At 64.4% G+C, this 21469-nt stretch carries 21 protein-coding genes; 11 read left to right on the forward strand and 10 right to left on the reverse strand.

All coding sequences use genetic code 11. The features are described 5' to 3' along the window. The coding region (locus AC1VNY_RS39845; RefSeq protein WP_482409278.1) for an efflux RND transporter permease subunit at positions 1–594 on the forward strand (594 nt) is incomplete at its 5' end. A 261-nt stretch (positions 595–855) separates the two neighbouring features. On the opposite strand, the gene AC1VNY_RS39850 is transcribed toward AC1VNY_RS39845, so the two are convergent. Continuing rightward, positions 856–1857 carry an NADP-dependent oxidoreductase gene (locus AC1VNY_RS39850; RefSeq protein ID WP_482409279.1) on the reverse strand — a complete coding sequence of 334 codons (1002 nt, stop codon included), beginning with the start codon at positions 1855–1857 and terminating at the stop codon, positions 856–858. A gap of 226 nt (positions 1858–2083) precedes the next feature. Here AC1VNY_RS39850 and AC1VNY_RS39855 point away from each other — a divergent pair, with 226 nt between their 5' ends. Together AC1VNY_RS39855 and AC1VNY_RS39860 are read left to right on the forward strand one after the other, a co-directional pair. Then, positions 2084–3373: a dicarboxylate/amino acid:cation symporter gene (locus AC1VNY_RS39855; protein WP_463439969.1), complete on the forward strand. Its 1290-nt coding sequence runs from the start codon at positions 2084–2086 to the stop codon at positions 3371–3373. A gap of 12 nt (positions 3374–3385) precedes the next feature. Then, positions 3386–4327: an amino acid ABC transporter substrate-binding protein gene (locus AC1VNY_RS39860; protein WP_482409280.1), complete on the forward strand. Its 942-nt coding sequence runs from the start codon at positions 3386–3388 to the stop codon at positions 4325–4327. 159 nt (positions 4328–4486) lie between these two features. On the opposite strand, the gene AC1VNY_RS39865 is transcribed toward AC1VNY_RS39860, so the two are convergent. Continuing rightward, positions 4487–4714, reverse strand: a complete 228-nt coding sequence (locus tag AC1VNY_RS39865; RefSeq protein ID WP_482409281.1) for a hypothetical protein — start codon at positions 4712–4714, stop codon at positions 4487–4489. Positions 4715–4780: 66 nt separating this feature from the next. Here AC1VNY_RS39865 and AC1VNY_RS39870 point away from each other — a divergent pair, with 66 nt between their 5' ends. From AC1VNY_RS39870 to AC1VNY_RS39880, 3 genes are all read left to right on the forward strand, one after another. Then, positions 4781–5404 carry a hypothetical protein gene (locus AC1VNY_RS39870; RefSeq protein ID WP_482409282.1) on the forward strand — a complete coding sequence of 208 codons (624 nt, stop codon included), beginning with the start codon at positions 4781–4783 and terminating at the stop codon, positions 5402–5404. 128 nt (positions 5405–5532) lie between these two features. Next, positions 5533–5889 carry a response regulator gene (locus AC1VNY_RS39875; RefSeq protein WP_038384759.1) on the forward strand — a complete coding sequence of 119 codons (357 nt, stop codon included), beginning with the start codon at positions 5533–5535 and terminating at the stop codon, positions 5887–5889. Between the two features lie 20 nt (positions 5890–5909). After that, entirely contained in the window at positions 5910–6110 is a 201-nt protein-coding gene (locus AC1VNY_RS39880) for a hypothetical protein (protein ID WP_028341810.1), read from the forward strand. Between the two features lie 58 nt (positions 6111–6168). Here the strand turns inward: AC1VNY_RS39880 and AC1VNY_RS39885 are convergent, their stop codons facing one another. Continuing rightward, positions 6169–7104 carry an ATP-grasp domain-containing protein gene (locus AC1VNY_RS39885; RefSeq protein ID WP_482409283.1) on the reverse strand — a complete coding sequence of 312 codons (936 nt, stop codon included), beginning with the start codon at positions 7102–7104 and terminating at the stop codon, positions 6169–6171. A gap of 349 nt (positions 7105–7453) precedes the next feature. Between AC1VNY_RS39885 and AC1VNY_RS39890 the strand changes: the two genes are divergently transcribed. The 3 genes from AC1VNY_RS39890 (at position 7454) to AC1VNY_RS39900 (ending at position 11555) form a co-directional block, all read left to right on the forward strand. Beyond that, the gene (locus tag AC1VNY_RS39890; protein WP_050426553.1) at positions 7454–8227 is read left to right on the forward strand and encodes a ferredoxin--NADP reductase; all 774 of its coding nucleotides are present in this window, start codon (positions 7454–7456) and stop codon (positions 8225–8227) included. 249 nt (positions 8228–8476) lie between these two features. Continuing rightward, entirely contained in the window at positions 8477–9346 is an 870-nt protein-coding gene (locus AC1VNY_RS39895; RefSeq protein ID WP_482409284.1) for a patatin-like phospholipase family protein, read from the forward strand. 583 nt (positions 9347–9929) lie between these two features. Further along, positions 9930–11555: an FMN-binding glutamate synthase family protein gene (locus tag AC1VNY_RS39900; RefSeq protein ID WP_482409285.1), complete on the forward strand. Its 1626-nt coding sequence runs from the start codon at positions 9930–9932 to the stop codon at positions 11553–11555. A 105-nt stretch (positions 11556–11660) separates the two neighbouring features. Here AC1VNY_RS39900 and AC1VNY_RS39905 read toward each other — a convergent pair whose 3' ends face one another. From AC1VNY_RS39905 to AC1VNY_RS39925, 5 genes are all read right to left on the reverse strand, one after another. After that, positions 11661–13133: an FAD-dependent monooxygenase gene (locus AC1VNY_RS39905; RefSeq protein WP_482409286.1), complete on the reverse strand. Its 1473-nt coding sequence runs from the start codon at positions 13131–13133 to the stop codon at positions 11661–11663. Between the two features lie 296 nt (positions 13134–13429). Continuing rightward, positions 13430–15418, reverse strand: a complete 1989-nt coding sequence (locus AC1VNY_RS39910; RefSeq protein ID WP_482409287.1) for a carbohydrate porin — start codon at positions 15416–15418, stop codon at positions 13430–13432. A gap of 310 nt (positions 15419–15728) precedes the next feature. Beyond that, positions 15729–15968 carry a hypothetical protein gene (locus tag AC1VNY_RS39915; protein ID WP_482409288.1) on the reverse strand — a complete coding sequence of 80 codons (240 nt, stop codon included), beginning with the start codon at positions 15966–15968 and terminating at the stop codon, positions 15729–15731. Continuing rightward, the gene (locus AC1VNY_RS39920; RefSeq protein WP_482409289.1) at positions 15965–17620 is read right to left on the reverse strand and encodes an Nramp family divalent metal transporter; all 1656 of its coding nucleotides are present in this window, start codon (positions 17618–17620) and stop codon (positions 15965–15967) included. Before AC1VNY_RS39920 ends, AC1VNY_RS39915 begins: the two co-directional genes overlap by 4 nt. A gap of 175 nt (positions 17621–17795) precedes the next feature. Continuing rightward, complete coding sequence (locus AC1VNY_RS39925) at positions 17796–18101, reverse strand: hypothetical protein (protein WP_482409290.1); 306 nt, start codon at positions 18099–18101, stop codon at positions 17796–17798. Between the two features lie 338 nt (positions 18102–18439). Here AC1VNY_RS39925 and AC1VNY_RS39930 point away from each other — a divergent pair, with 338 nt between their 5' ends. After that, entirely contained in the window at positions 18440–18709 is a 270-nt protein-coding gene (locus tag AC1VNY_RS39930) for a metal-sensing transcriptional repressor (protein ID WP_016840607.1), read from the forward strand. A gap of 117 nt (positions 18710–18826) precedes the next feature. On the opposite strand, the gene AC1VNY_RS39935 is transcribed toward AC1VNY_RS39930, so the two are convergent. Beyond that, the gene (locus tag AC1VNY_RS39935) at positions 18827–19093 is read right to left on the reverse strand and encodes a hypothetical protein (protein ID WP_038384780.1); all 267 of its coding nucleotides are present in this window, start codon (positions 19091–19093) and stop codon (positions 18827–18829) included. Between the two features lie 200 nt (positions 19094–19293). Beyond that, complete coding sequence (locus AC1VNY_RS39940; RefSeq protein WP_482409291.1) at positions 19294–20100, reverse strand: creatininase family protein; 807 nt, start codon at positions 20098–20100, stop codon at positions 19294–19296. Positions 20101–20244: 144 nt separating this feature from the next. Here AC1VNY_RS39940 and AC1VNY_RS39945 point away from each other — a divergent pair, with 144 nt between their 5' ends. Next, positions 20245–21288 carry an ABC transporter substrate-binding protein gene (locus AC1VNY_RS39945; protein WP_092083212.1) on the forward strand — a complete coding sequence of 348 codons (1044 nt, stop codon included), beginning with the start codon at positions 20245–20247 and terminating at the stop codon, positions 21286–21288. Positions 21289–21469: the final 181 nt, after the last annotated feature.

Here is a 21469-nt window from a genome sequence, read left to right on the forward strand (position 1 = left end):
GCGATGTCGTACCAGGAGAAGGAGGTCGGCAGCCAGATCTACTATGTGTTCGCGCTGGCCCTGCTCCTCGTCTATCTCGTGCTCGCCGGGCAATATGAGAGCTGGTACGCGCCGATCTCGGTGATCCTGGCCGTGCCGCTGTCGCTGCTCGGCCCGACGCTGGTGCTGCTGAGCCTGAATATCGAGAACAACCTCTACACCCAGATCGGCACCATCCTGTTGATCGCGCTGTCGGCCAAGAACGCGATCCTGATCGTCGAGGTCGCGCTGGAACGTCATCTGCGCGACGGACGGTCGGTGCTGGATTCGGCCATCGACGCGGCGCGCGCGAGATTCCGGCCGATCCTGATGACGTCGTTTGCCTTCATCCTCGGCGTGCTGCCGCTGGTGCTTGCGACCGGCGCCGGCGCCAGCGCCCGCAAGTCGATCGGCATCACCGTGTTCTCCGGCATGATCGCCTCGACCTGCCTCGCCGTGCTGTTCGTGCCGGCGTTCTTCGTCGTGGTGCAGAGTTTCGAGAACTGGCGCAAGGCGAAGAAAGGCAAGACCGCCGCGCCGCAAGCCGCACCGCAGGCGTCGGGCACGCTGCATTAGGACCGCGCCGAGTGCATTCAGAGAGAATGTGAATGTATTCACCGTCGTCCTGGCGAAAGCCAGGACCCATTACCCCAACCGCTTGTTGTTGTGTGACGCTGGGGCCACTATCGCACTCTCAATCGAATTCGGTGGCTATGGGTCCTGGCTTTCGCCAGGACGACGACGTTGGGAAGCCACTCGCTACAACTCTCACACCGTCATCCCCGCGCAAAGGCGAAGCCTTTGCGCGGGGATGACGGGTTCGGAGATGTTCCCCAGCTACACCTTCACCATGCGCTTGCCGCGGTTCTCGCCGGCCAAGAGCCCGATCAGCGCCTGCGGCGTGTTCTCGAGGCCGTCGATGACGTCCTCCTGCACCTTGAGCTTGCCCGAGGCGACCCAGGACTGCAGGTCGGCGAGCGCGGCGTCGCGCTGGTCCATGTAGTCCATCACGATGAAGCCCTGCATGATCAGCCGCTTCACCACGATCAGGCCGGGCACGCCGCGCGGGCCGTGCGCGGAGGGGACGCCGTCATATTGCGAGATCGCGCCGCAGCAGGCGATCCGGCCGCGATTGTTCATCTGCGCCAGGCAGGCTTCCAGAATGTCGCCGCCGACATTGTCGAAATAGACGTCGATGCCCTTGGGCGCCGCCGCGCGCAGCGCCTTGTAGGTGGCGCCGTCCTTGTAGTCGACCGCGGCGTCGAAGCCGAGCTCGCTCGTCAGCCAATGGCACTTGTCCTTGCCGCCGGCGATGCCGACGACGCGGCAGCCCTTGATCCTGGCGATCTGGCCGACGATCGAGCCGACCGAGCCCGCGGCCGCCGACACCACCACGGTCTCGCCTTCCCTGGGCTTGCCGACGTGGAGCAGGCCGAAATAGGCGGTCAGGCCGGCAACGCCGTAGACGCTGAGCAGATGCGTCATCGGCTCGAGCTTCGGCATCTTCGCCAGGTGCTTGGCCGGCACGGCGGCATAATCCTGCCAGCCGGTGTCGCCGAACACCAGGTCGCCGGGCTTCAGGCCGGGATCCTTCGACGAGATCACCTCGGCGATGCTGCCGCCGGCCATCACGGTGTTGGCTTCCACCGCAGCGCGGTAAGTGGCGCCGTGCATCCAGGCGCGGTTGGCGGCATCGAGCGAGATGTAACGCGTCCGCACCAGCGCCTCGCCGTCCTTCGGTGCGGGGATCGTCCCCTTGGTCAGGCGAAAATGCTCGGGGCCAAGCTTGCCGGTCGGCTTTTCGACAAGCAGGATCTGGCGATTGACGGTGTCGTTCATTGGTGTCTCCCCCTTTTGCCTTCCCTTGGCGTTGGTTGTTTCGCATGCAATTGACTGCGACGCGCGCAGCGCCTTGCACAGATTGTGCGCTGCATGAACGCTAATCCGCGCGCTGGCATTCCACAACGGGAACGTTTCGGCAAAGTCGCGCTCGGCGCGAAGCGTGTTGCGTAGCTGCGTAAATCTGCCACACTTGCCCTCCGCCGGGAACTACGGGGGTAAGAGAATGTCCAGCAGGTTTACGCAGTATATCCTGATTGCGATGGTCCTTGGCATCGCGATGGGGACGATTGTCTTCAACTACTTTCCTGACAGCCGTGCCGAGATCGCAGCAGACGTCAACCTGATCGCGATGCTGTTCCTGCGCCTGATCAAGATGATCATCGCGCCGCTGGTTTTCGCGACCCTCGTCGGTGGCATCGCCCATATGGGAAGCGGCGCCAAGCTCGGCCGCATCTTCGCCAAGACCATGGGCTGGTTCGTCTCCGCTTCCTTCGTCTCGCTGCTGCTCGGCCTCGTGATGGTCAACCTGCTGCAGCCCGGCGCCAACTTCCCCGGCACGCTGCCCGACAAGGCCCAGTCGACCGGCCTGCCGGTGTCGGCGTTCTCGATCGAAAAATTCCTCACCCATCTGATCCCGACCTCGATCGCGGACGCGATGGCGCAGAACGAGATTCTGCAGATCGTCGTGTTCGCGGTGTTCTTCGCGGTTGCGCTCGGTGCGATGCCTGAACGGGCCAAGCCGATCATGAGCCTGATCGACGACCTCGCGCACATCATGCTCAAGGTCACCGGCTATGTGATGCTGTTCGCGCCGCTCGCGGTGTGGGCCGCGATCATGGCGACCGTCTCGAAGAACGGCCTCGGCGTGCTCTGGAAGCTCATCGTCTTCATGGGCGGCTTCTATCTCTCGCTCCTGATTCTGTGGGGCATCCTGGTCGTCGTCGGGTTCATCGTGATCGGGCCACGCTACAGCCATCTCTTGCGGCTGATCCGCGAACCGCTGATGATCGCGTTCTCGACCGCCTCGTCGGAGGCAGCCTATCCGAAGACGCTGGAGGGGCTGAACAGGTTCGGCGCCTCCTCGCGCATCTCGGCCTTCGTGCTGCCGCTCGGCTATTCCTTCAACCTCGACGGCACGATGATGTACTGCACCTTCGCGAGCATTTTCATCGCGCAGACCTACCACATCGAGATGTCGCTCGGCACGCAGCTCGCGATGCTGGCGACGCTGATGATCACCTCGAAGGGCGTCGCCGGCGTGCCGCGCGCCTCGCTGGTGGTGATCGCCTCGACGCTGGCGCAGTTCAACATCCCCGAGGCGGGCCTGCTGATGATCATGGGCATCGACACCTTCCTCGACATGGGCCGCAGCGCGACCAACGTGATCGGCAACTCGCTGGCGACCGCCGTGGTCGCGAAGTGGGAGGGCGAGCTGAAGGCCGAGCACGAGCTCGGGCCCGACGACGCCGTGCCGCAGGATGCGGTGCCCGGCGCCGTGATGGCCGGCCATTGATGGGAGGGATGCATGCATCGCGCCCGCTGGAGGCCAATACGGGCTGAGGCGCCTCTGCTGTCGGCGTGTCTGCTGGCGGCAAGCCTGCTCGCCGCACCGGCGTCCGCACAGCCGGCGGGCGAGGGGCTCAGCCCCACGCTCGCCAACATCAAGGCCACGCACACGGTGCGGATCGGCTATCGCGAAAGCTCGCCGCCGTTCTCGTTCCTCGACCACTCCAACCGGCCGATCGGCTACAGCCTCGAGCTGTGCGATGCGATCGTCGAGGAGATCGGGACCGAGGTCGACGACGCCAATCTCAAGGTCGACTACGTCAAGGTCACCTCCGACGACCGCATTCCGGCGGTCGTCGACAAGAAGATCGACCTCGAATGCGGATCGACCACGGCGAATGCCGAGCGCGGCAAGCTGGTCGCGTTCTCGCCGCTGATGTTCGTGGCCGGCACCAAGCTGATGGTGCCGAAGGCCTCCGGCGTCACCCAGGTCGCCGACCTCAAGGGCAAGACGGTGGTGGTGACCAAGGGCACCACCAACGAGCAGGCGATGCACAATGTCGACGCCAAGCAAAAGCTCGGCCTCAACATCGTCACCGCCCCCGACCACGAGCAGTCCTACCAGATGCTGGCGGACGGCAAGGCGGATGCGTTCGCGACCGACGACATCCTGCTTTACGGCCTGATCGCGCGGCACAAGTCGCAGGACAAATTCCGCGTCACCGGCGACTACCTGTCCTACGATCCCTACGGCATCATGTACCGCAAGGGCGAGCCGCAGATGAAGGACGTGGTCGAGCGCGCGTTCCGCAGGCTCGCCTCGAACCGCGACATCGTCCCGCTCTACAACAAATGGTTCGTCGCCCGGCTGCCGACCGGCGAGAAGCTCAACGTCGCGCTGTCGCCGCAGCTCGAAGAGGCCTTCAAGGCGCTCGACGATTCACCGGGCGGGTCGAACTAGAGCGTTTTCGAGCGAAGTGGATACCGGTTCGCGTGAAGAAAACGCGTCAAAACAAGAATCTAGAGCCCCGTTCCGATTCCATCGGAACGGGAAAAGCTCTAGCCGCGAGGTTCGACCTCTCCCTCGCGGGAGAGGTCGACCATTGCGGGGCGGCATCGTTCACCGCCAATAGCGGCGCGACAACTCCAGGCACTGCCGGACCCAGTATCCGTTCACATGGATCAACTGGCATGTGCTCGGAGGCGGCTCCTTGATGATCGGGTAGCCGTGGATGTCGAAATTCGTCGGGGCCGTGACGCCGCGCCAAAACACCGCGTTGGCGGCCGGAGGATTGAAGGCGGCGGCGAACGCCGCCAGTGCGACGAAGCTCAAAAGAAGTTTGCGCATAATCTGTTTCCGGATCAATCAATGTACGGAAGCGTACTCCCTTGCGCGGGATGAGCAAGGCGCTGAATGGATCAAAATGACGGCCAGAGCTTCGGTGTCAGCCGCACCACGGCCCCCGCGTCAGCCGCCGCGAACCGCCATACATGCAAGGGCAACGATGCCGACCGCTGCCAGAACAACCATGACCTGGAAAATCGCGCGCCCAAGAATCGCTCCAATCGCACCCATCAAGGCTCCGTCGATCCGGCGGGATCTTTCTTCGAGTGTCCACGCGCCGCGATCTCTGGAGCATCATCGGCAGGCAAGATTCGGTTGTTGAAGTCGGCGAACTCGTCGCTTCACCGGCTAATGTCGTTCCGCGACAAGTCGATCGACCTGTTGCTTCAGCTCTGCTTCCATTTCGGAAATGACGTCGTGCGGCAGGCGAGCGCGAATCGGATCGGTCGTCTCGTGCCGCATCCTGGGCTGCTTGGCGAGCGCGGGTCGTTCAAGGGCCTGATCCTCAATCAATCGTCGAGAGGACACATAGCCTGTTGCGCCAGCCGTCACGTCAGTCCCGTGAGGTTCGCAAGAATCCTGATCCGGCTGCACCGCGTTCTTCATGAGCTTTGCCTCCTGGCACTATGTCGCAAGAATCCCCTTGCTCAGGCCCGAACCATTCGGCTCGTCCGGCTCGTCGCCCATCAATGACGCTGAAACCTCCAAACTTGTTCCGCTCGGAACCTGCAAAGGTCCGTCGGAGCAGTCCCTCATGAAGCGGGAACCAGAACCATAAACATCCTCATTCGTTAACACTGGCTGGTTGTTTGGAGGTTGCCATGGGATACGCGAGGCCAATTCGACAAATAGCCGTTGTCGTTGAAGACGACACGATCCAGCGCGACATGATTGCGCTGTTGTTGCAGGAAGGTCATTTCGACGTCATCCAGTGCGAAGACGCCGAGACGGCAGCGCTGGCCATCAAGATGCGTCATCCGTCGCTGGTGGTCACCGACATCAAGCTCACGGGCAAAATGGATGGCGTCGAACTTGCTCGTTTGGCCCTCGATTGCGACCCGGGTGTGCGCGTCCTTGTCATCTCGGGCCGGCCCCCGGACAGCGCGCTGCCCGAGGGCGTCAAGTTTTTCGAGAAGCCGGTTTATCCACCCATGCTGCTGCGGGAGCTGGCGTCGTAGTTCTCGCCGACGGGTGGCCCATGCAAGACGATCCTGAAATCGATTGGCACCGTGAGCAGATTGCGAAGAACCGGGAGCTGATCGCGGAATTGCAATCCGGAAATACGGCGGGGGCTGACGTGTTTCCAGAGACGCAAGCCGAGATCGACCGTCTCACGGCACAGATCGAGCAATCGGAACTGATCGTCGCCGCCTATGAAAAGGAGCACCCGCAAGGCTGATCGGGCGCTCACAGTGCAGGATAGCGCCGTCGAGCCCGCGTCATCGGGCGGGGAGACGCTACGCGAACACTTCGTCCAGCGCCGCCGAATAGGCCGCCTCGACCAGCGCCGGATGCCGGCGCCCCAGCGCTTCCATCTTCACCCCGGAATTCACCTCGAGGATTTTCCACACGCCCTCCGTGCGCACGACGTCGATCGAGGCGAAGCGGATGCCGACGGCTTGCGCGGCCTTGATCGCGAGCGCGACGCAGGCCTCGCGCGTCGCATCATCGGCGAGCAGCACGGGCTCCGCGCCGGCATCGAGGTTGTGCCGCCAGTTGAGCAGAAGCCGTTCGCCGGCGGGCGGAACGGCGTCGAGCGCGGCGGCATCGAAATCCTCGGCGATGGTCTTGAGTTGCTCGGCCGTCGCGCTCGCCTGCGCCAGCGCGCGCAGCGACTGGATGCCGTCGCCAACCACCGACGGGCGCGTCTTGCCGTAGACGATCAGCGCGCGCGCATCGAGCAGCACCACGCGCACCTCGTCCGCGATCTCGGCGTAGGGCGAGATGGCAAGACTTGGATGCGCGGCAAGGATGCGCGCAACCGCCGTCTCCAGCTGCGCTCGCGTCGTCACGCGGAAGACGAGCTCGCCGGAGGTCCCCTCATTGGGCTTCACGACCAGCCCCCGCGGATGCTGTTCGAGCAGACGCTGCATCGCGTCCAGCGAGTCCGATCCCGGAATGTGCTTGCTGAACTTCGCACCCAAAAACAGCGTGTGCGGAATGGCGGGAACGCCGGCCGATGCCAGCACGTCCGCGCAGGCCGATTTGTCATTGGCGACCTGATGCGCGACCGCGCTGTTCAGCCCGACGTCGTAGCCGATCGCGAGCCGCCGCGCGTTGCCCTTGGTCATGGTGACCAGCCAACCGCCGGACTGCACCTCGACGGCAATCGCGTGCGCCAAACAATATTTTTTGATGGTTTCCAGGAAGATTCGCTGGCTGATCAGGACCACGAGATCATTTTCCCTTCACCGCGGTTTTGGTAGCAATTAATTGCCAGATCGATGCCGATCTCAGCAAGTAAATTACGTGCAGTCCCACGTGTTAACGATGACGCGGTTGAACCTCTGCGCGAAATCGAGCGACTGCCATTCTGAGATCGCAATTGCACGCCAGTTGATCTTGACTATCTCCTGCATTGGCGCAATGGACACGCGAGATCTTCAGTGATTTCGGCCACTTCCGCGCCGTCGCGAGCAGTCTAAGCATGACCCGGAAAAGTGGGCACCGGTTTTCCGAACAGGTCATGCGCCAATAGAGTCAAATCATTCTAATTCTGGTTAGTCGAGAAAACGAAAACCCATGAGCGCGTTCTATCGAGAGAAAGTTCTTTCCGTTCAGCACTGGACCGATACGCTTTTCAGCTTCCGGGCGACCCGCGATTCCGGTTTCCGCTTCCAGAACGGGCAGTTTGCTATGATCGGCCTCGAGGTCGACGGAAGGCCGCTGCTGCGCGCCTATTCGATGGCGAGCGCCAATCACGAGGAAGAGCTCGAGTTCTTCTCGATCAAGGTGCAGGACGGCCCGCTCACCTCCAAGCTGCAGAAGATCCGCGAGGGCGACACCATCCTGGTCGGCCGCAAGGCGACCGGCACGCTGATCACCGACAACCTGATTCCCGGCAAGCGGCTGATGCTGCTGTCGACCGGCACCGGCCTCGCGCCGTTCGCCAGCCTGATCAAGGACCCCGAGGTCTATGATCGCTACGATCAGATCCTGCTAGTGCATGGCTGCCGCCAGGTCTCCGAGCTCGCCTATGGCGAGGAGCTGGTCGCCAAGCTGCGCGACGACGAATTGTTCGGGCCGCTGCTGTCCGAGAAGCTCTCGTACTATCCGACCGTGACGCGCGAGCCGTTCCGCAACCGCGGCCGCATCACCGACCTGATCACCTCCAACCAGCTGTTCACCGATCTGCATCAGGGTCCGCTCGACATCGAGACCGACCGCATCATGATGTGCGGCAGCCCGGCGATGCTGGAAGAGCTGAAGCAGCTGTTCGAGACGCGCAGCTTCAAGGAAGGCAGCGGCAACACCCCCGGTCACTTCGTGATCGAGAAGGCGTTCGTCGAGCGCTAATCAGTCATAATAGGCTGTCGTCCCGGCGAAGGCCGGGACCCATTACCACCGTTGTTCAATTGACGAAGGCTGAGGCCCCATCAGGCCTCAGCCTTTTGCATTTGTGGTTATGGGTCCCGGCCCCCGTGCGCAATTGCGCACTAGGCCGGGACGACGACCGTATGAGTGGCCTGTACCATTCCTCCACTGCTATAACTGCCCCAACGCCGCGCAGCCGTTGCCCGAACGCGGCGATCTGGGAGTAGCACCTTGTCCATCACCGATCCGGATGCACCGAAGACCGCCTTTGTGTTCGCCGGCGGCGGCAGCTTTGGCGCGATCCAGGTCGGCATGCTGCAGGCGCTGGCCGCGCATGGCGTGGTCGCCGACATGGTGGTCGGCTCCAGCGTCGGCGCACTGAACGGCGCGTTCTATGCCGGCGACCCGACGGTCTCGGGCGTCGCACGGCTGGCCGAGATCTGGCGCGGCCTCAACCGGCAGGACGTGTTTCCGGTGACCTGGCGGACGTTGGTGAGCTTCCTGTGGCGGCGCGACTTCCTGATCCCGCATGACGGCGTCCGCAAGCTGATCGACGACTACATCCCGTTCCGCAATCTCGAGGACGCGCGGATCCCGATCCACATCGTCACCACAGACATCATCAGCGGCGACAGCGTGGTGCTGTCGGAAGGTTCGACAGCCGAGGCGATCGTCGCATCGACCGCGATCCCGGGTGCGTTCACGCCGGTGCACTACCGCGATCGTTTCCTGGCCGATGGCGCGATCTCCAGCAACACGCCGGTCCGCGTCGCGGTCAGGCACGGCGCCAAACGCCTGATCGTGCTGCCGACCGGGCATGCCTGCGCCAACCAGGCGCCGCCGGTCGGCGCGCTCGCCAATGCGCTGCATGCGCTGACGCTCCTGATCGCGCGGCAGCTCGTCAACGAGCTCGAGAACATCGCGCCCGATGTCGAGTATTTCGTGGTGCCGCCGCTCTGCCCGCTGGTCGGCTCGCCCTACGATTTCTCCCGGACCGCAGATCACATCACCCGGGCGCTGGACACCACCAACGCCTGGCTTGACGGCGACGGCCTGAAGCCCGGGCATATCCCGCACGAATTGCAGCCGCACGACCACTAGGCGAACGGCCGCGCCGGTGATCACACTGCGCGGTGTGGCGCTTTAAAAGCGGGATCCATCCTCATCGTCGTCCCTGCGAAAGCAGGGACCCATAACCACGACCGCCGATTGTTGGGCGGTGCTGGAACGACGAGTCCCTGCAACAAGGTCCGCCGCGGCGTATGGGGCTTTCGCAGGGACGACGTGTGGAGGGACCGCGGACTCAATGGCGGACGTCTCGAAGGATGGCCGCAGGGAAGCGGCGCACCAAGCGTCTCCACGATTTCTGGATAATGGAAAAGTACCGCTGAGTTGCCCGACGTGTCAAGTCGCCCTGTCGAGCGCCGGCCGCAGCCGGCTCCTTTGCATGGGGTTGTTTTCGATATTTTTGCAGCGCGCTCCTGCGACGGCAGGTTATCGCATCCGCTGCGCTCCGTTGCAGTGCAAAAGGCGATACCGTTTCAATTTGACCGGTATCCGCACCCGCCCATTCGGGCGGTTGTCACATCTGTGACTGCTCGGCCGTATAACCGTAGTGCACTTGTTCCGCGAGTTGGATTAGGCTCGCGGCCGACAGGGTATTTGGCCAGACCGGAGGAATTTCATGGATACAGTGCTGCTTCCGTTCTCGCCGCGCTTCATCGTGCTGACGATCTGCGCCGTCGTCACCGCACTCCTGCTGCTGGTTGGAATTTTCGATCACAAGGTCTTCAAGATCGTTCTGATTCCGCTGGTCATCTTCGGCGCGCTGACATTGCTCGGCATCCGCGACCTCACCCAGAAGAACCACGCGGTGCTGCGCAACTACCCGATCTCGGCGCATATGCGCTTCCTGCTCGAGGAAATCCGCCCGGAGATGCGGCAATATTTCTTCGAGAGCGAGAAGGACGGCATGCCGTTCTCGCGCGACACCCGCGCGTTGGTCTACCAGCGCGCCAAGATGGTGCTCGACAAGCGGCCGTTCGGCACCCAGGAGGACGTCTACCGCGAGGGCTATGAGTGGATGCATCACTCGGTCGCGCCGAAGCCGCGTGCCGAGGAGAAATTCCGCATCACCGTCGGCGGCCCCGATTGCACGAGGCCGTATTCGGCGTCGGTCTTCAACATCTCGGCGATGAGCTTTGGCGCGCTGAGCCCGAACGCGGTGCGGGCGCTCAATGCCGGCGCCAAGAAGGGCGGCTTCGCCCACGACACCGGCGAGGGCGGCGTCAGCCCGTATCATCGTGAGATGGGCGGCGACATCATTTGGGAGATCGGCTCCGGCTATTTCGGCTGCCGCAACCGCGACGGCACCTTCAATCCGGATCTCTTCGCAAGCGTCGCGGGCGACGACCAGATCAAGATGGTCGAGCTCAAGATCAGCCAGGGTGCCAAGCCCGGCCACGGCGGCGTGCTGCCGGCGGCGAAGGTTTCCGAGGAGATTTCCAAGATCCGGGGCGTGCCGATGGGCGAGGACTGCATCTCGCCGGCCTATCACAAGGCGTTCTCGACGCCGCTACAGATGATGGAATTCGTCGCCCGGATGCGCAAGCTGTCCGGCGGCAAGCCGGCCGGCTTCAAGATGTGCATCGGCCATCCCTGGGAATTCCTCGCGATCTGCAAGGCGATGCACGAGAGCGGGCTCTATCCCGATTTCATCGTGGTCGACGGCAATGAAGGCGGCACCGGCGCCGCGCCGCTCGAGTTCATGGACCATCTCGGCATGCCGATGCGCGAGGGCGTCAATTTCGTCCACAACGCGCTGGTCGGCATCGGCGCGCGCGATCGCATCAAGATCGGCGCCTCCGGCAAGATCGCGACCGCCTTCGACATGGCGCGCGCGATGGCGATCGGGGCCGATTGGTGCAATTCGGCGCGCGGCTTCATGTTCGCGCTCGGCTGCATCCAGTCCCTGAGCTGCCACACCGATCGCTGCCCGACCGGCGTCACCTCGCAAGACCCGATCCGCAACCGCGCGCTCTATGTGCCCGACAAGATCGACCGCGTGTACAACTACCACCACTCGACCCTGCATGCGCTGACCGAGCTGCTCGCCGCCGCCGGCCTCGAGCACACCAAGGAGCTGCGCCCGATCCACTTCTCGCAGCGCAGTTCGACCACCGAGGTCTCTTCCTTCGCCGAGCTCTATCCGACGCTGCGACCCGGCGAACTGCTCGAAGGCACCCAGGACCGCCGCTTCCGCGACGCCTGGGCGATGGCGCGCGCGGATTCGTTCCAGCCGGCGGGGTAGGGCGGCAAATCCGTAGCCCGGATGAAGCGCAGCGTAATCCGGGGCCATTCTCTGTGCGGATCGACCGATCCCGGATTACGCTTCGCTCCATCCGGGCTACGCTCGCTACGTACCAGCGGACGCGCCGAACCATTTGGTCAGCGCGTCGGTCAGCCCGGCCTGCGTTCGCTCGCCGACCCACGCCACATAGCCATCGGGCCGCACCAGCACCGCGGTCGGGGCCGAAACCGTGCCGTGCGCGGGAAGCTCCCATGCGCCGCGATACGCGGCATCGACCAGCTGAACCCGGTCGGTCCATCCCGCGATGGCGATGCTGCCGGGCGCGCCGAAATTCAGCAGCACCGGTCGCGCGCGGTGCAGCAGCGCGAAGACCTGCATCGGGCCGTCGGCGGTGACGAGATCGAGATCGGGCATGCGGCGTCCGAGCAGCGGATGGCCCTCGCCAAGATCGTAGTGAAGGTCGAGGCCCGACATCATCGCGGCGAAGCATCTGCGCGGCTCGTCCATGCGCAGCAGGTCGGAGACGATCTCGTTCAGCGCCCTGGTGCGCGCATCGGTGCGGTTGAGCGCGACATGCGCCATGGTGTTGCGCAGCACGCGGGCCGCCACCGGATGCCGTTCGGCCTCGTAGGTCTCGAGCAGGTTGTCCGGCGCGATCTGCTTGACCACCTGGGCGAGCTTCCAGCCCAAATTCACCGCGTCCTGCACGCCGATATTGAGGCCTTGGCCGCCCATCGGCGGATGCACATGGGCAGCGTCGCCGGCCAGCAGCACGCGCTGTTTGCGGTAGGTCACGGCCTGCCGGGTCATGTCGGTGAAGCGCGAGATCCAGACCGGACTGTGGATGCCGAAATCGGTGCCGTATGCGGCGACCAGTGCCTCGCTGACGTCGCGCAAGGTCGGCTCCCTGTCGGTGCCGAGTTGCCGCTCGGTCAGCACCAGCCGCACCCGCCCGCCATCTTCCGCCTTGCCGATCGCTGAGGTGCCGGTGTCGTGCTGGCGAAGGCCCCATTCCGGCTCGCCCGACATCTCGGCCTCGGCGATCAGCCAGCTCATGGTCGGATCCCACCCGGCGAATTCGATGCCGGCCGCTTTGCGGACGAGGCTCCGGCCGCCATCGCAGCCGACGAGATATTGTGCCCGGAGCAATTGGCCATCCGACAGCTCGATGTCGACGCCGGCCTCGTCCTGCGTGAATCCGGTCACCTCGCGCGCGCGATGGATCGGCACAGCGAGTTCTTCGACCCATTCGCCGAGAATGCGCTCGATATGGGTCTGGAACAGCCCCAGCGTGAAATTGCGCCGGGTCGGAAAGTCGGTGATCTCAAGTGGCACCAGATGCGAATGGAACAGCACCGCGGGATGGCGCGTCCCCAGCGCGACGAAGCGGTCGCCGATGCCGCGCTGATCGAGCACCTCGATGGTGCGCGCGTGCAGGCCGCCGGCCCGCGCGCCGATCAGGTCCTCCCTCGCGCGCCGCTCGACAATCGCAACATCTATTCCCGCCAGCGCCAACTCACCCGCCAGCATCAGCCCGGTCGGACCTCCGCCGGCAATCACCACAGCATGTTCCCGCATCCCGCACTCCTCTGTTCGATTGGGCGCGCGTTCTACGGGATGACCCCGGGCTTGCGGCAAGCCCGGGGGGTCTACATATATCTGAGTGGGGAGAGGGCGTTTGCTGCCCGAACCAATTCAGAAGCTGCGCGCTGGCGACGCAAGCTCGCTGTCGTCCCGGCGAAAGCCGGGACCCATAACCACAGGACCTTGTGGTTGGATTCGCTGTCGCCCCAGCTCGCTCTAACGACAATCAGCGGTGGTTATGGGTCCTGGGTCGCGCTTCGCTTGCCTGGGACGACGGGGCGTATCGCGCCTCAGAACTCGCCGTGGATGCGGCCGGAGAAGATGTGCACCGGGCCGCGGTCGGCGTTGTAGGCGGGGTTCGTGATGAACTGATAGTCCGCGGTCAGCGTCAGGTTCTTGTTCACCTGATAGGCGTAGTAGGTCTCGAAGATCCGCTCCGGGCTGTAGTTCAGCGCGCCGTCGCCGATCAGCAAGCCGAGGCCGCCGGCGGCAAGGTAGTCGCGATGCGCTGATGACAGCCCGTTGATCGCGCCGCCGATGCCGATCGTGTCGTTCGCCCGTCCCCACCTGCTGCCCTTGATCGACACGCCGCCCGAGACGCTGCGGTCGACATCGGTGAACGACAGGATCTCGTTCCGGCCGTCGTTCCAGCTGAGGCGGCCGAACAGGCCGACATCGGTCACGATCTGCTGCTCGCCGTTCAGATAGAAGCCGTATTTCAGATTGTCCTTGCGGATGCCGGCCATCACGTCGTTGATGTCGAGCCCCGGATTGGCGTCCTCGATCGCGAGCGCTTGGGCGTAATTGCCGGTGTTGCCGCGGTTGCCGAACACGCCGACGCGCAGCTTGCCGGGCTGATCGAAGATCGAATAGCGGCCCTCGAATTCCACCACGGCGCCGCCGGTGTCGAACACCAAAATGTCGCTGTTCGGTGCGTTCGGCACCTGGAACACGCCGGCGCGCACTGCCCAATCCTTGCGGTTGAGCTCGACCACCGCGCCGCGGGTATAGCCGGGCAGGTCGGCCGGGAAGTCGTAGGCCGCGGACGCCCACATTGCCCAGTTCATGAAATCGGCGCGCGGGTCCTTGGCGTAGGAATTGCCGTCGAAGAAATCGCCGACCGCAAAGCGCCCGACCACGAGCGTGAGGCGGTCGATGTCACGCTTGCCGGCGATCTGGTTGGGGCCGTCGGCGACGTCTTCCTGCTCGCCGCCGAAGCCGAAGGTCTGCTTGAAGTAGTAGCGCTGCGGCCGGATTTTCGGGAACGGGGCGCCGGCCTTCTGGGCCTCGCCGTTCGAGAAGCCGGCGAGGCCGAGCGTGCCGTTGAGGCCAAAGCCCTGCGCGGTTTCCGGGTTGAAGTAGAACTCGCCGCCTTCCCAGAGCCGCACGCCAAGAAACGCCGTCGTGGTCCAGGTCTGTTGCAACTGCCCCGCGCCGGGCAGGCTGTTGGTGCCGGCATAGGGCGAGCGGAAAGACGGATAGGTCTGCGGCAGCAGCGTCGTCTGGCCGTGCACGCTCCAGTCGCTCGATTCGGGCAGAGCGGTGCGCGTCGGCGTCGCCGACCATGGCGAGTCGCCGAGCTGATAGTTGAGGCCGAATTTCAGCAAATGGATGCGCGGGTCGATGCTGACGCCGGGCATGCCGAAATCATTGAGGCCGAGCGTGCGGCGCGACAGGTCGACATAGTCGTATTCGACCTTGGCGGTCCAATTGCCGCTCACCGCGAATTCGGCGCCGGCGCCGACGGTCCAGCCGGTCTGGTACTGGCCGGGCTCCGAGATCACCTCGCCCGCGGCGTCGTTGACCCGAACCTGGCTGTGGCCCCAGGCGAAACCGCCGGTCACGTAAGGCATCCAGGTGCCGAAAGAGTAGCCGGCGCGGCCGCGCAGCGTGCCGACATAGTCGATCGACGAATTGAAGGGGCCGAGCACCCGCCGCGGCAGATCGGTCGGGCCGGTGAAGGTCGCATCCGCCTCGACGCCGAGCACGAAGCGGTTGGCGAATTCCTTGTTGTATCCGACTTGGAAGCCGCCGATCCCGCCGGTGATGGTGGGCGGAAAGAACACGCCCTGTTCCAGGATCGGGTTGGTGCCGGGACCCAGCGTGCCGTCGCCGTAGCCGACATGGGCGCCTACGTAAAAGCCGGTCCAGCTGTAGACCGCTCTGGCGGCGGGAGATTTGAGGGCCAGATCGGCCGCGGTCGCCGGCGCGCCAAAGGTTGCCGCACCGAGCGCTGCGCCGGCGGCGATCTGGACCCGGAAGAGGCGGACGCAGGTCATGACGCGGCTTTCCGCGAACAAGTGGCGGTTTCGCCCGGCATCACTGCAGATTTGGCGGCCGCTTGCCACCCGAGATTTGAAATCATCGCCCGCCGTCCCCGGTCCGATCTGTGTCGTCCCATCCAAAGCCAGATCAGCACCTAGCATCCCCCATTGCTTATTGCAAATAATTCGCAATAGCAACTGAGGTGCGCCCAATACCGCTCCGATTTGCACGCCACCGTGACAGTCGCGTAACAGCGCGAAATCCCACGCCACATCGGCTGCGATCGACCACGTGTCTGTGGCAAATCGGTCGAGACCCGACCGTTCAATCGACGCCGTCATTGTCCTCGTCCTTTGTCCTGATGAATGCCGGCTGCGATGTCCTGCCGAGCACGACCCTCGCGCCGGCCCGTTCGACACATCGCGCCATCGACAGCGCCGTCCGTAGCCCGGCGCCTGAAATCACACGCCTCTGATGGAGCGCGGCCGCGCCGCGCAGGATGGCGCTCGCCAGCCTGAACAGCATGAGCGCGCCCCATCGCCGGCCGCGACTGAGCGCGGTCACGCCCCCACCGTGGCAAGCTGCACGATCCGCAGCAGCACGAGGCCGGCGGCGACGACGAGATAGCCGCGCAGCACGATCATCCAGATCCGGCTCAGCGGGCTGAGCCGCGCCGCCGGCAGCCGGTCAAGCGGCGGCATCCGCCAGCTGTCGCGGTCGATTAGAAAAGGCTCTCGCGGGGGCTTGCGCTTGAAGCGGAACGACGCGTTGCGGCGTGACGACATCTCGTAGAACTTGACGGCTGCGGTCACCAACAGTGCGAGCAGGCTGCCGCCGACGAGGATGCCGATGATCCATTCCTCGCCGAGATCTGGGAACAGCACCGCCGCGGTCAGGATCACCGACAGCATCACCAGCCCCGCGACCACCGCGCCGGTGAACAGGTTGAGTTTGGTCGAATTGACCCAGGGCCCGAGGATGTGGCGGTCGTTGCACAGCAGCAGCAGGAACACGGTCGCGCTCGGCAGCAGCACGCCGGCCAGCGTCTGCACCGCGTTGGTCAACAGTCCGAGCGGCGTGCCCGGTGTCAGCACCAGCACCGCGGCGAGCACGATCAGCCCGCAATAGACGCTGTAGAAGCCCTTCGCGTCCCACGGCTTGCGGTGCAGCGAGTGCTTGACCGCGAACACGTCGCCGATCGCATAAGCGGTCGCGAGCGAGACTGCAGCGGCGCCGATGATGCAGGCATCGAGCAGCGCGAGGGCGAACAGCACCGCCGGCAGCCGGCCGGCATATGTCTCGAGGCCCACGGCGGTCCCCAGCGCGTCGGTGTAGTTGCCGAATTCGGGCTTTCCTGCGAACACTGCCGCGCAGAACGAGATCATCGCGACCGCGCCGACCACGACCAGCACGATGCCGATGCACAGATCCAGCCGCTCATAGCGGATGAAACGCGGCGTGATCCGCTTGTCGACGATGTAGCTCTGCTGGAAGAACAATTGCCACGGCGCCACCGTGGTGCCGACGATGGCGACGATCAGCAGCATCACCTCGCTGAGCTTGGCGTCTTGCGGCATCTTCGGCACGAAGAAGTCCGCCGCGATCTGCCCGATCGGAGGATGCACCATCAAGATCACGGGCACCAGCAGCAGGCTGCCGGCGACCAGCACGATGCCGAAGCGTTCGAAGCGGCGGAAGTCGCCGGTCGAGACCGCCAGCATCACGATAACAGCCGAGGCCAACACACCCCAGAACTGCGAGACGCCGAGAAAACGAAGCGCAAATGTGATGCCGATGAACTCGGTGACGATGGTCAGCGCGTTCAATACCAGGAGATCGATGACGCTGAAGGCGCCCCAGAACTTGCCGAAGCGCTCGAAGATCAGCCGCGCATGGCCGACCCCGGTGACCGCGCCGAGCCGCACCACCATCTCCTGGTTGACGTACAGCACCGGGATCAGCAGCAGCAGCGTCCACAGCAGCGTGGTGCCGTAATTCTGTCCGGCCTGGGTATAGGTGCCGAAGGCGCCGGCGTCGTTGTCGCCGACCATCACGATCAGGCCGGGGCCGACGATCGCCAGCAACGTCTTCAGCCGGGCCCGCAAGGTCGCGCGCGGCGCGGTGTCGTCGCGAGCGATGCTGCCGAGCGCGCCGTGGATGTCGCCGGCATGCGCGCTATCGAGAATGGCGGTTTGTGTGGTCTTGCTTTCGGTCATTTCGCGTCTCCTCGCCGCCTTTCGGCACGGCGGAGGGACGCAGGCCCCGTCAGGCGCGCACGTCTCCGCTGCCGTGAGCAGCGGCATTTCCAAATCTGATGCGGTTCAATGGTCCCGCTGCCGCGCCGCGATGGCGCGCAACGGGACGACTAGGTCCTTCGTCCATGTCGGCCTCCTAGGCGCACAGCCGCGGCTTTGCCGCGGCGTGACGCGTGGCTGTTGCGCGCGGGCCGAAACGCCGGCCCGCGCATCGCTGCTGATCGAGATCACCGCTGGTGTCTTCGACGATCCACCGGCATTCCAGGCGGCCGTCGATCAGGACCCAATGACAGGCCGGGGTTGGATGCCGGCGGCGGCCCGCCAGGCGGCGAAAGCCCGGCAGATTGTCATTGCAATGAATGGCGGCCGGCGGCGGCATGCGCCGCGGCTCGACAACGCGCCGCGGGCTTGCTTGCCGGAATTTTGCGAGCTTTTCGAACATCGCTCACCTCCACTTCCGCTGGTCGCGGCAGGCCGGTGAGGAGCAGTGGTCAGCTTGGGCGCGACCACCCGTCCACGCAGGCGAGATCTGCGCGATCAGTCTTGCTGTGTTGCGGCGTCACCAGTCCCGGCATCGCCGGTCTACTGTCGCCTGAGTTGCTACTGCCCATGTGCCTTCTGTCTGGCTCGTGGATCGACTTGTCTCCGGGGCTAGAACCCCGGGGCGGAACGAACGTTCCGCACATCGGGAACTACGCCCGCGACAATGGCCTGTCAAGCCGATTCCGCTATCCTCCGGGGAGGATCATGATTATCCTCCGGGGAGGATAGGAGAGCCAGATGTCCGACGACCATCCGCACGCTGCGATCGCCCGGCGCCTGAAGCGCGCCAACGGCCATCTCGACACCATCGTCGAGATGATCGAGCAGGGCCGGCCCTGCGCGCAGATCGCCCAGCAATTGCAGGCGGTGGAGAGCGCGATCGAGAGCGCTAAGAAGGCGCTGATCCACGATCACATCGGTCACAGCCTGGAGGAGACGCTGAAGGCGTCAGGGCCGAAGGGCCGCGCCGTGCTGCGCGATTTCCGGCTGGTTGCGAAGTATCTGTGATCGCCGCGTTCAAAGAATTGACCCGCCCGGGGGGATCACCGGACGGGTCGGTTGCGACACGGGGTGGATGAGGACCCGTGCCGAACGCAGGATCCGCAGTCCTAAAGAACCGGTCGATCAGTAGCAGCTGCGCACGCGGCCGATGTAATTGCCGTAGGCGTCGAACTGGCGCACCCAGCCGCAGCGCCGATAGCCGCCGCCGTAATAATAGCCGTCGCTGGCCGCGATCGCGCTGCCGACAACCGCGGCGCCGACGAGGCCTGCGCCAACGCCCCAGCCCCAGCCATAGGGCTTCGCTTCAGCCTGCGACGTCGTGGACGCGATGGTGCCGGTCACGGCGAGCGCGGTGAGGGCGAGGGCGGCGAGCTTGGTCTTGATCGACATGGAATACTCCATCCTGTGTGGGCGGCGCCGGTGTGGTCCGCATGCCCGTTGGACGGAGGCTGTCCGGTTCCGGTTCGAAGATCGGGGCGGAAATATGGTTTCGCGAATTGTTTCGTCGCGTCTGCCCGGACGAAGCAGTTCTAGTCCTGATGCGTCTTCTCACGCGAACCGGTACCCGCTTCGCACGAAAATGCTCTCGGTCATTTGCCGCGAAATACGCTGGGATCGAACCGGTCGACATCGGCGAGCAGCTCGCAGAACGCGCGCGCGCCGTGCTCGATCAGCTTCTCGCCCTTCTCGGCCGAGGCCTTGGTCGCGTCGCCGATCGCGCCACTCGGATTGAGGTCCTGCGCCTGCCAGGCGAACGGCGCCGGCCGCTGCGTCGACAGAAAGCGATGATCCTTCTCGACCTGCACGCTGGCCGGCTTGAAGTCCGCGATCGCTTCCTTGCGCACGGCGTGCGGATATTTCGCCAGCATGATCGAGGTCTCGACCGCGCCGCCATGGATGCCGTGGCGCAATTCGCCGGCGTCGAACAGCCCGTCGGGCGTGCCGAAACGCGACCAGCTCGTGGTCACCACCAGCATCTGATGGTGCGCGCGCAGATCCTGCGCCACCAGCTGCATCGCGGCGGAATTGCCGCCATGGCTGGTCACGATCACGAGTTTCCTGACGCCCGCGCGCGCCACGCTCTCGCCGAGCGCCATCCAGCTCTTCAGCGCCACGTTGGTCGGCAAGGTCAAGGTGCCCGGAAAATCGATGTGCTCGGTTGAGATGCCGACCGGCTGCAACGGCAGGAACGTGGCGGGAGTGGTCGCCGGCAGCAACTCTCGCACCCGCGAAAGATAGGCCTCGCCGATCATGACGTCGGTTCCGAGCGGCAGATGCGGCCCGTGCTGCTCGGTCGCGGCCAGCGGCAGCACCGCGATCCAGCGTGCGGCCGTGTCCTTGGCGATATCGGGCCAGTGGATGGCGGTCCAGTCGCGGGGCGGAAGCTGAGAAGTCATCAAGCCGGTCGTTTCAATACAAGCGTTTCACGGGATGGATTTGCAGGCTAGTTTGTTTAACATCATAACGGGTTCGCGTCTCCGGGCGCGGTCCACGTCTTCCCGCCTTCCATCATGGGCCATAATGATCGACGGAGTCCAACCATGATCCCGGCCTTTTTGCTGCGAGCGTTAACCACAAGCCTTCTGACCGCCGCGCTTTGCGTTGCCGCGGCGCTTGCCCCGGCGCAGGCGCAGACCTCAGACAAGACCTTGGACAAGGTCTCGTTCGGTACCAATTGGGTCGCCGAGGGCGAGCATGGCGGGTTCTTCCAGGCGCTCGCCGACGGCACCTACAAGAAATACGGCCTCGACGTCACCATCGTGCCCGGCGGTCCCAACGAGAACAACCGCATGCTGCTGATCGCGGGCAAGCTCGACTTCTTCATGAGCGCGAACTCGCTGCAGACTTTCGACGCCGTTACCAACAATGTGCCGCTGGTCGCCGTCGCCGCCATGTTCCAGAAGGACCCCCAGGTCTTCCTCACTCATCCCGAGGTCAAGGCCACGAAGATCGAGGATCTGAAGCCGCTCACGCTTTTGATCTCGAAGGAGGGCATCACCAGCTACTTCCAGTGGCTGAAGTCCGAATACGGTTTCGACGAGAACAAGGTGAAGCCCTACACCTTCAATCCGCAGCCCTTCATCGTGAACAAGCAGACCGCGATGCAGGGCTACGTCACCTCGGAGCCCTTCGCGGTCGAGAAGGCCGCCGGCTTCAAGCCGAACGTGCTGCTGCTCGCCGATTACGGCTTCAACTCCTACTCGACGCTGATCGAGACCCGCCGCGACCTGGTCGACAAGAAGCCTGACCTGGTGCAGCGCTTCGTCGATGCCTCGATCGTCGGCTGGTACCACTACGTCTACGGCGACAACTCGGCCGGCAATGCGATGATCAAGAAGCTCAACCCTGATATGAACGACGAGCTGCTCGCCTATTGTGTCGCCAAGATGCGCGAGCACGGCATCGTCGATTCCGGCGATTCCATCAAGAACGGCATCGGCGCCATGACCGATGAGCGGATGGCGAGCTTCTTCGACAAGATGGTGCGTGCCGGTGTGGTCAAGAGCGCCATCGACTACCGCCAGGGTTACACGCTGCGCTTCGTCAACAAGGCGGTCGGCGCCGAGCTCAGGCCGAAGAACTGACGATGATCCGATCTGTTTCGGCATCGACAGTCGACCTCTCCGCTCGTAGGAGAGAGCAATCGCGCATGGCGTCCGCGAAGTTTGCCCGCGGGCTTCCTTCGCCTCTCCCGCTTGCGGGGGAGGCCGGCGCGCGCGCCTGTCTCTTATAAACATCTGACGCTGCCGACGATCGCCTAATGTT

The sequence above is a fragment of the Bradyrhizobium ferriligni genome (assembly GCF_056837965.1).

Coding starts and splice junctions, on each gene's coding strand:
- AC1VNY_RS39900 (WP_482409285.1), top strand. CDS start 9,930: ATGGATACAGTGCTGCTTCCGTTCTCGCCGCGCTTCATCGTGCTGACG.
- AC1VNY_RS39870 (WP_482409282.1), top strand. CDS start 4,781: ATGGATCAAAATGACGGCCAGAGCTTCGGTGTCAGCCGCACCACGGCC.
- AC1VNY_RS39940 (WP_482409291.1), bottom strand. CDS start 20,100: ATGACTTCTCAGCTTCCGCCCCGCGACTGGACCGCCATCCACTGGCCC.
- AC1VNY_RS39855 (WP_463439969.1), top strand. CDS start 2,084: ATGTCCAGCAGGTTTACGCAGTATATCCTGATTGCGATGGTCCTTGGC.
- AC1VNY_RS39920 (WP_482409289.1), bottom strand. CDS start 17,620: ATGACCGAAAGCAAGACCACACAAACCGCCATTCTCGATAGCGCGCAT.
- AC1VNY_RS39875 (WP_038384759.1), top strand. CDS start 5,533: ATGGGATACGCGAGGCCAATTCGACAAATAGCCGTTGTCGTTGAAGAC.
- AC1VNY_RS39945 (WP_092083212.1), top strand. CDS start 20,245: ATGATCCCGGCCTTTTTGCTGCGAGCGTTAACCACAAGCCTTCTGACC.
- AC1VNY_RS39935 (WP_038384780.1), bottom strand. CDS start 19,093: ATGTCGATCAAGACCAAGCTCGCCGCCCTCGCCCTCACCGCGCTCGCC.
- AC1VNY_RS39850 (WP_482409279.1), bottom strand. CDS start 1,857: ATGAACGACACCGTCAATCGCCAGATCCTGCTTGTCGAAAAGCCGACC.
- AC1VNY_RS39925 (WP_482409290.1), bottom strand. CDS start 18,101: ATGTTCGAAAAGCTCGCAAAATTCCGGCAAGCAAGCCCGCGGCGCGTT.
- AC1VNY_RS39865 (WP_482409281.1), bottom strand. CDS start 4,714: ATGCGCAAACTTCTTTTGAGCTTCGTCGCACTGGCGGCGTTCGCCGCC.
- AC1VNY_RS39910 (WP_482409287.1), bottom strand. CDS start 15,418: ATGACCTGCGTCCGCCTCTTCCGGGTCCAGATCGCCGCCGGCGCAGCG.
- AC1VNY_RS39905 (WP_482409286.1), bottom strand. CDS start 13,133: ATGCGGGAACATGCTGTGGTGATTGCCGGCGGAGGTCCGACCGGGCTG.
- AC1VNY_RS39860 (WP_482409280.1), top strand. CDS start 3,386: ATGCATCGCGCCCGCTGGAGGCCAATACGGGCTGAGGCGCCTCTGCTG.
- AC1VNY_RS39890 (WP_050426553.1), top strand. CDS start 7,454: ATGAGCGCGTTCTATCGAGAGAAAGTTCTTTCCGTTCAGCACTGGACC.
- AC1VNY_RS39930 (WP_016840607.1), top strand. CDS start 18,440: ATGTCCGACGACCATCCGCACGCTGCGATCGCCCGGCGCCTGAAGCGC.
- AC1VNY_RS39880 (WP_028341810.1), top strand. CDS start 5,910: ATGCAAGACGATCCTGAAATCGATTGGCACCGTGAGCAGATTGCGAAG.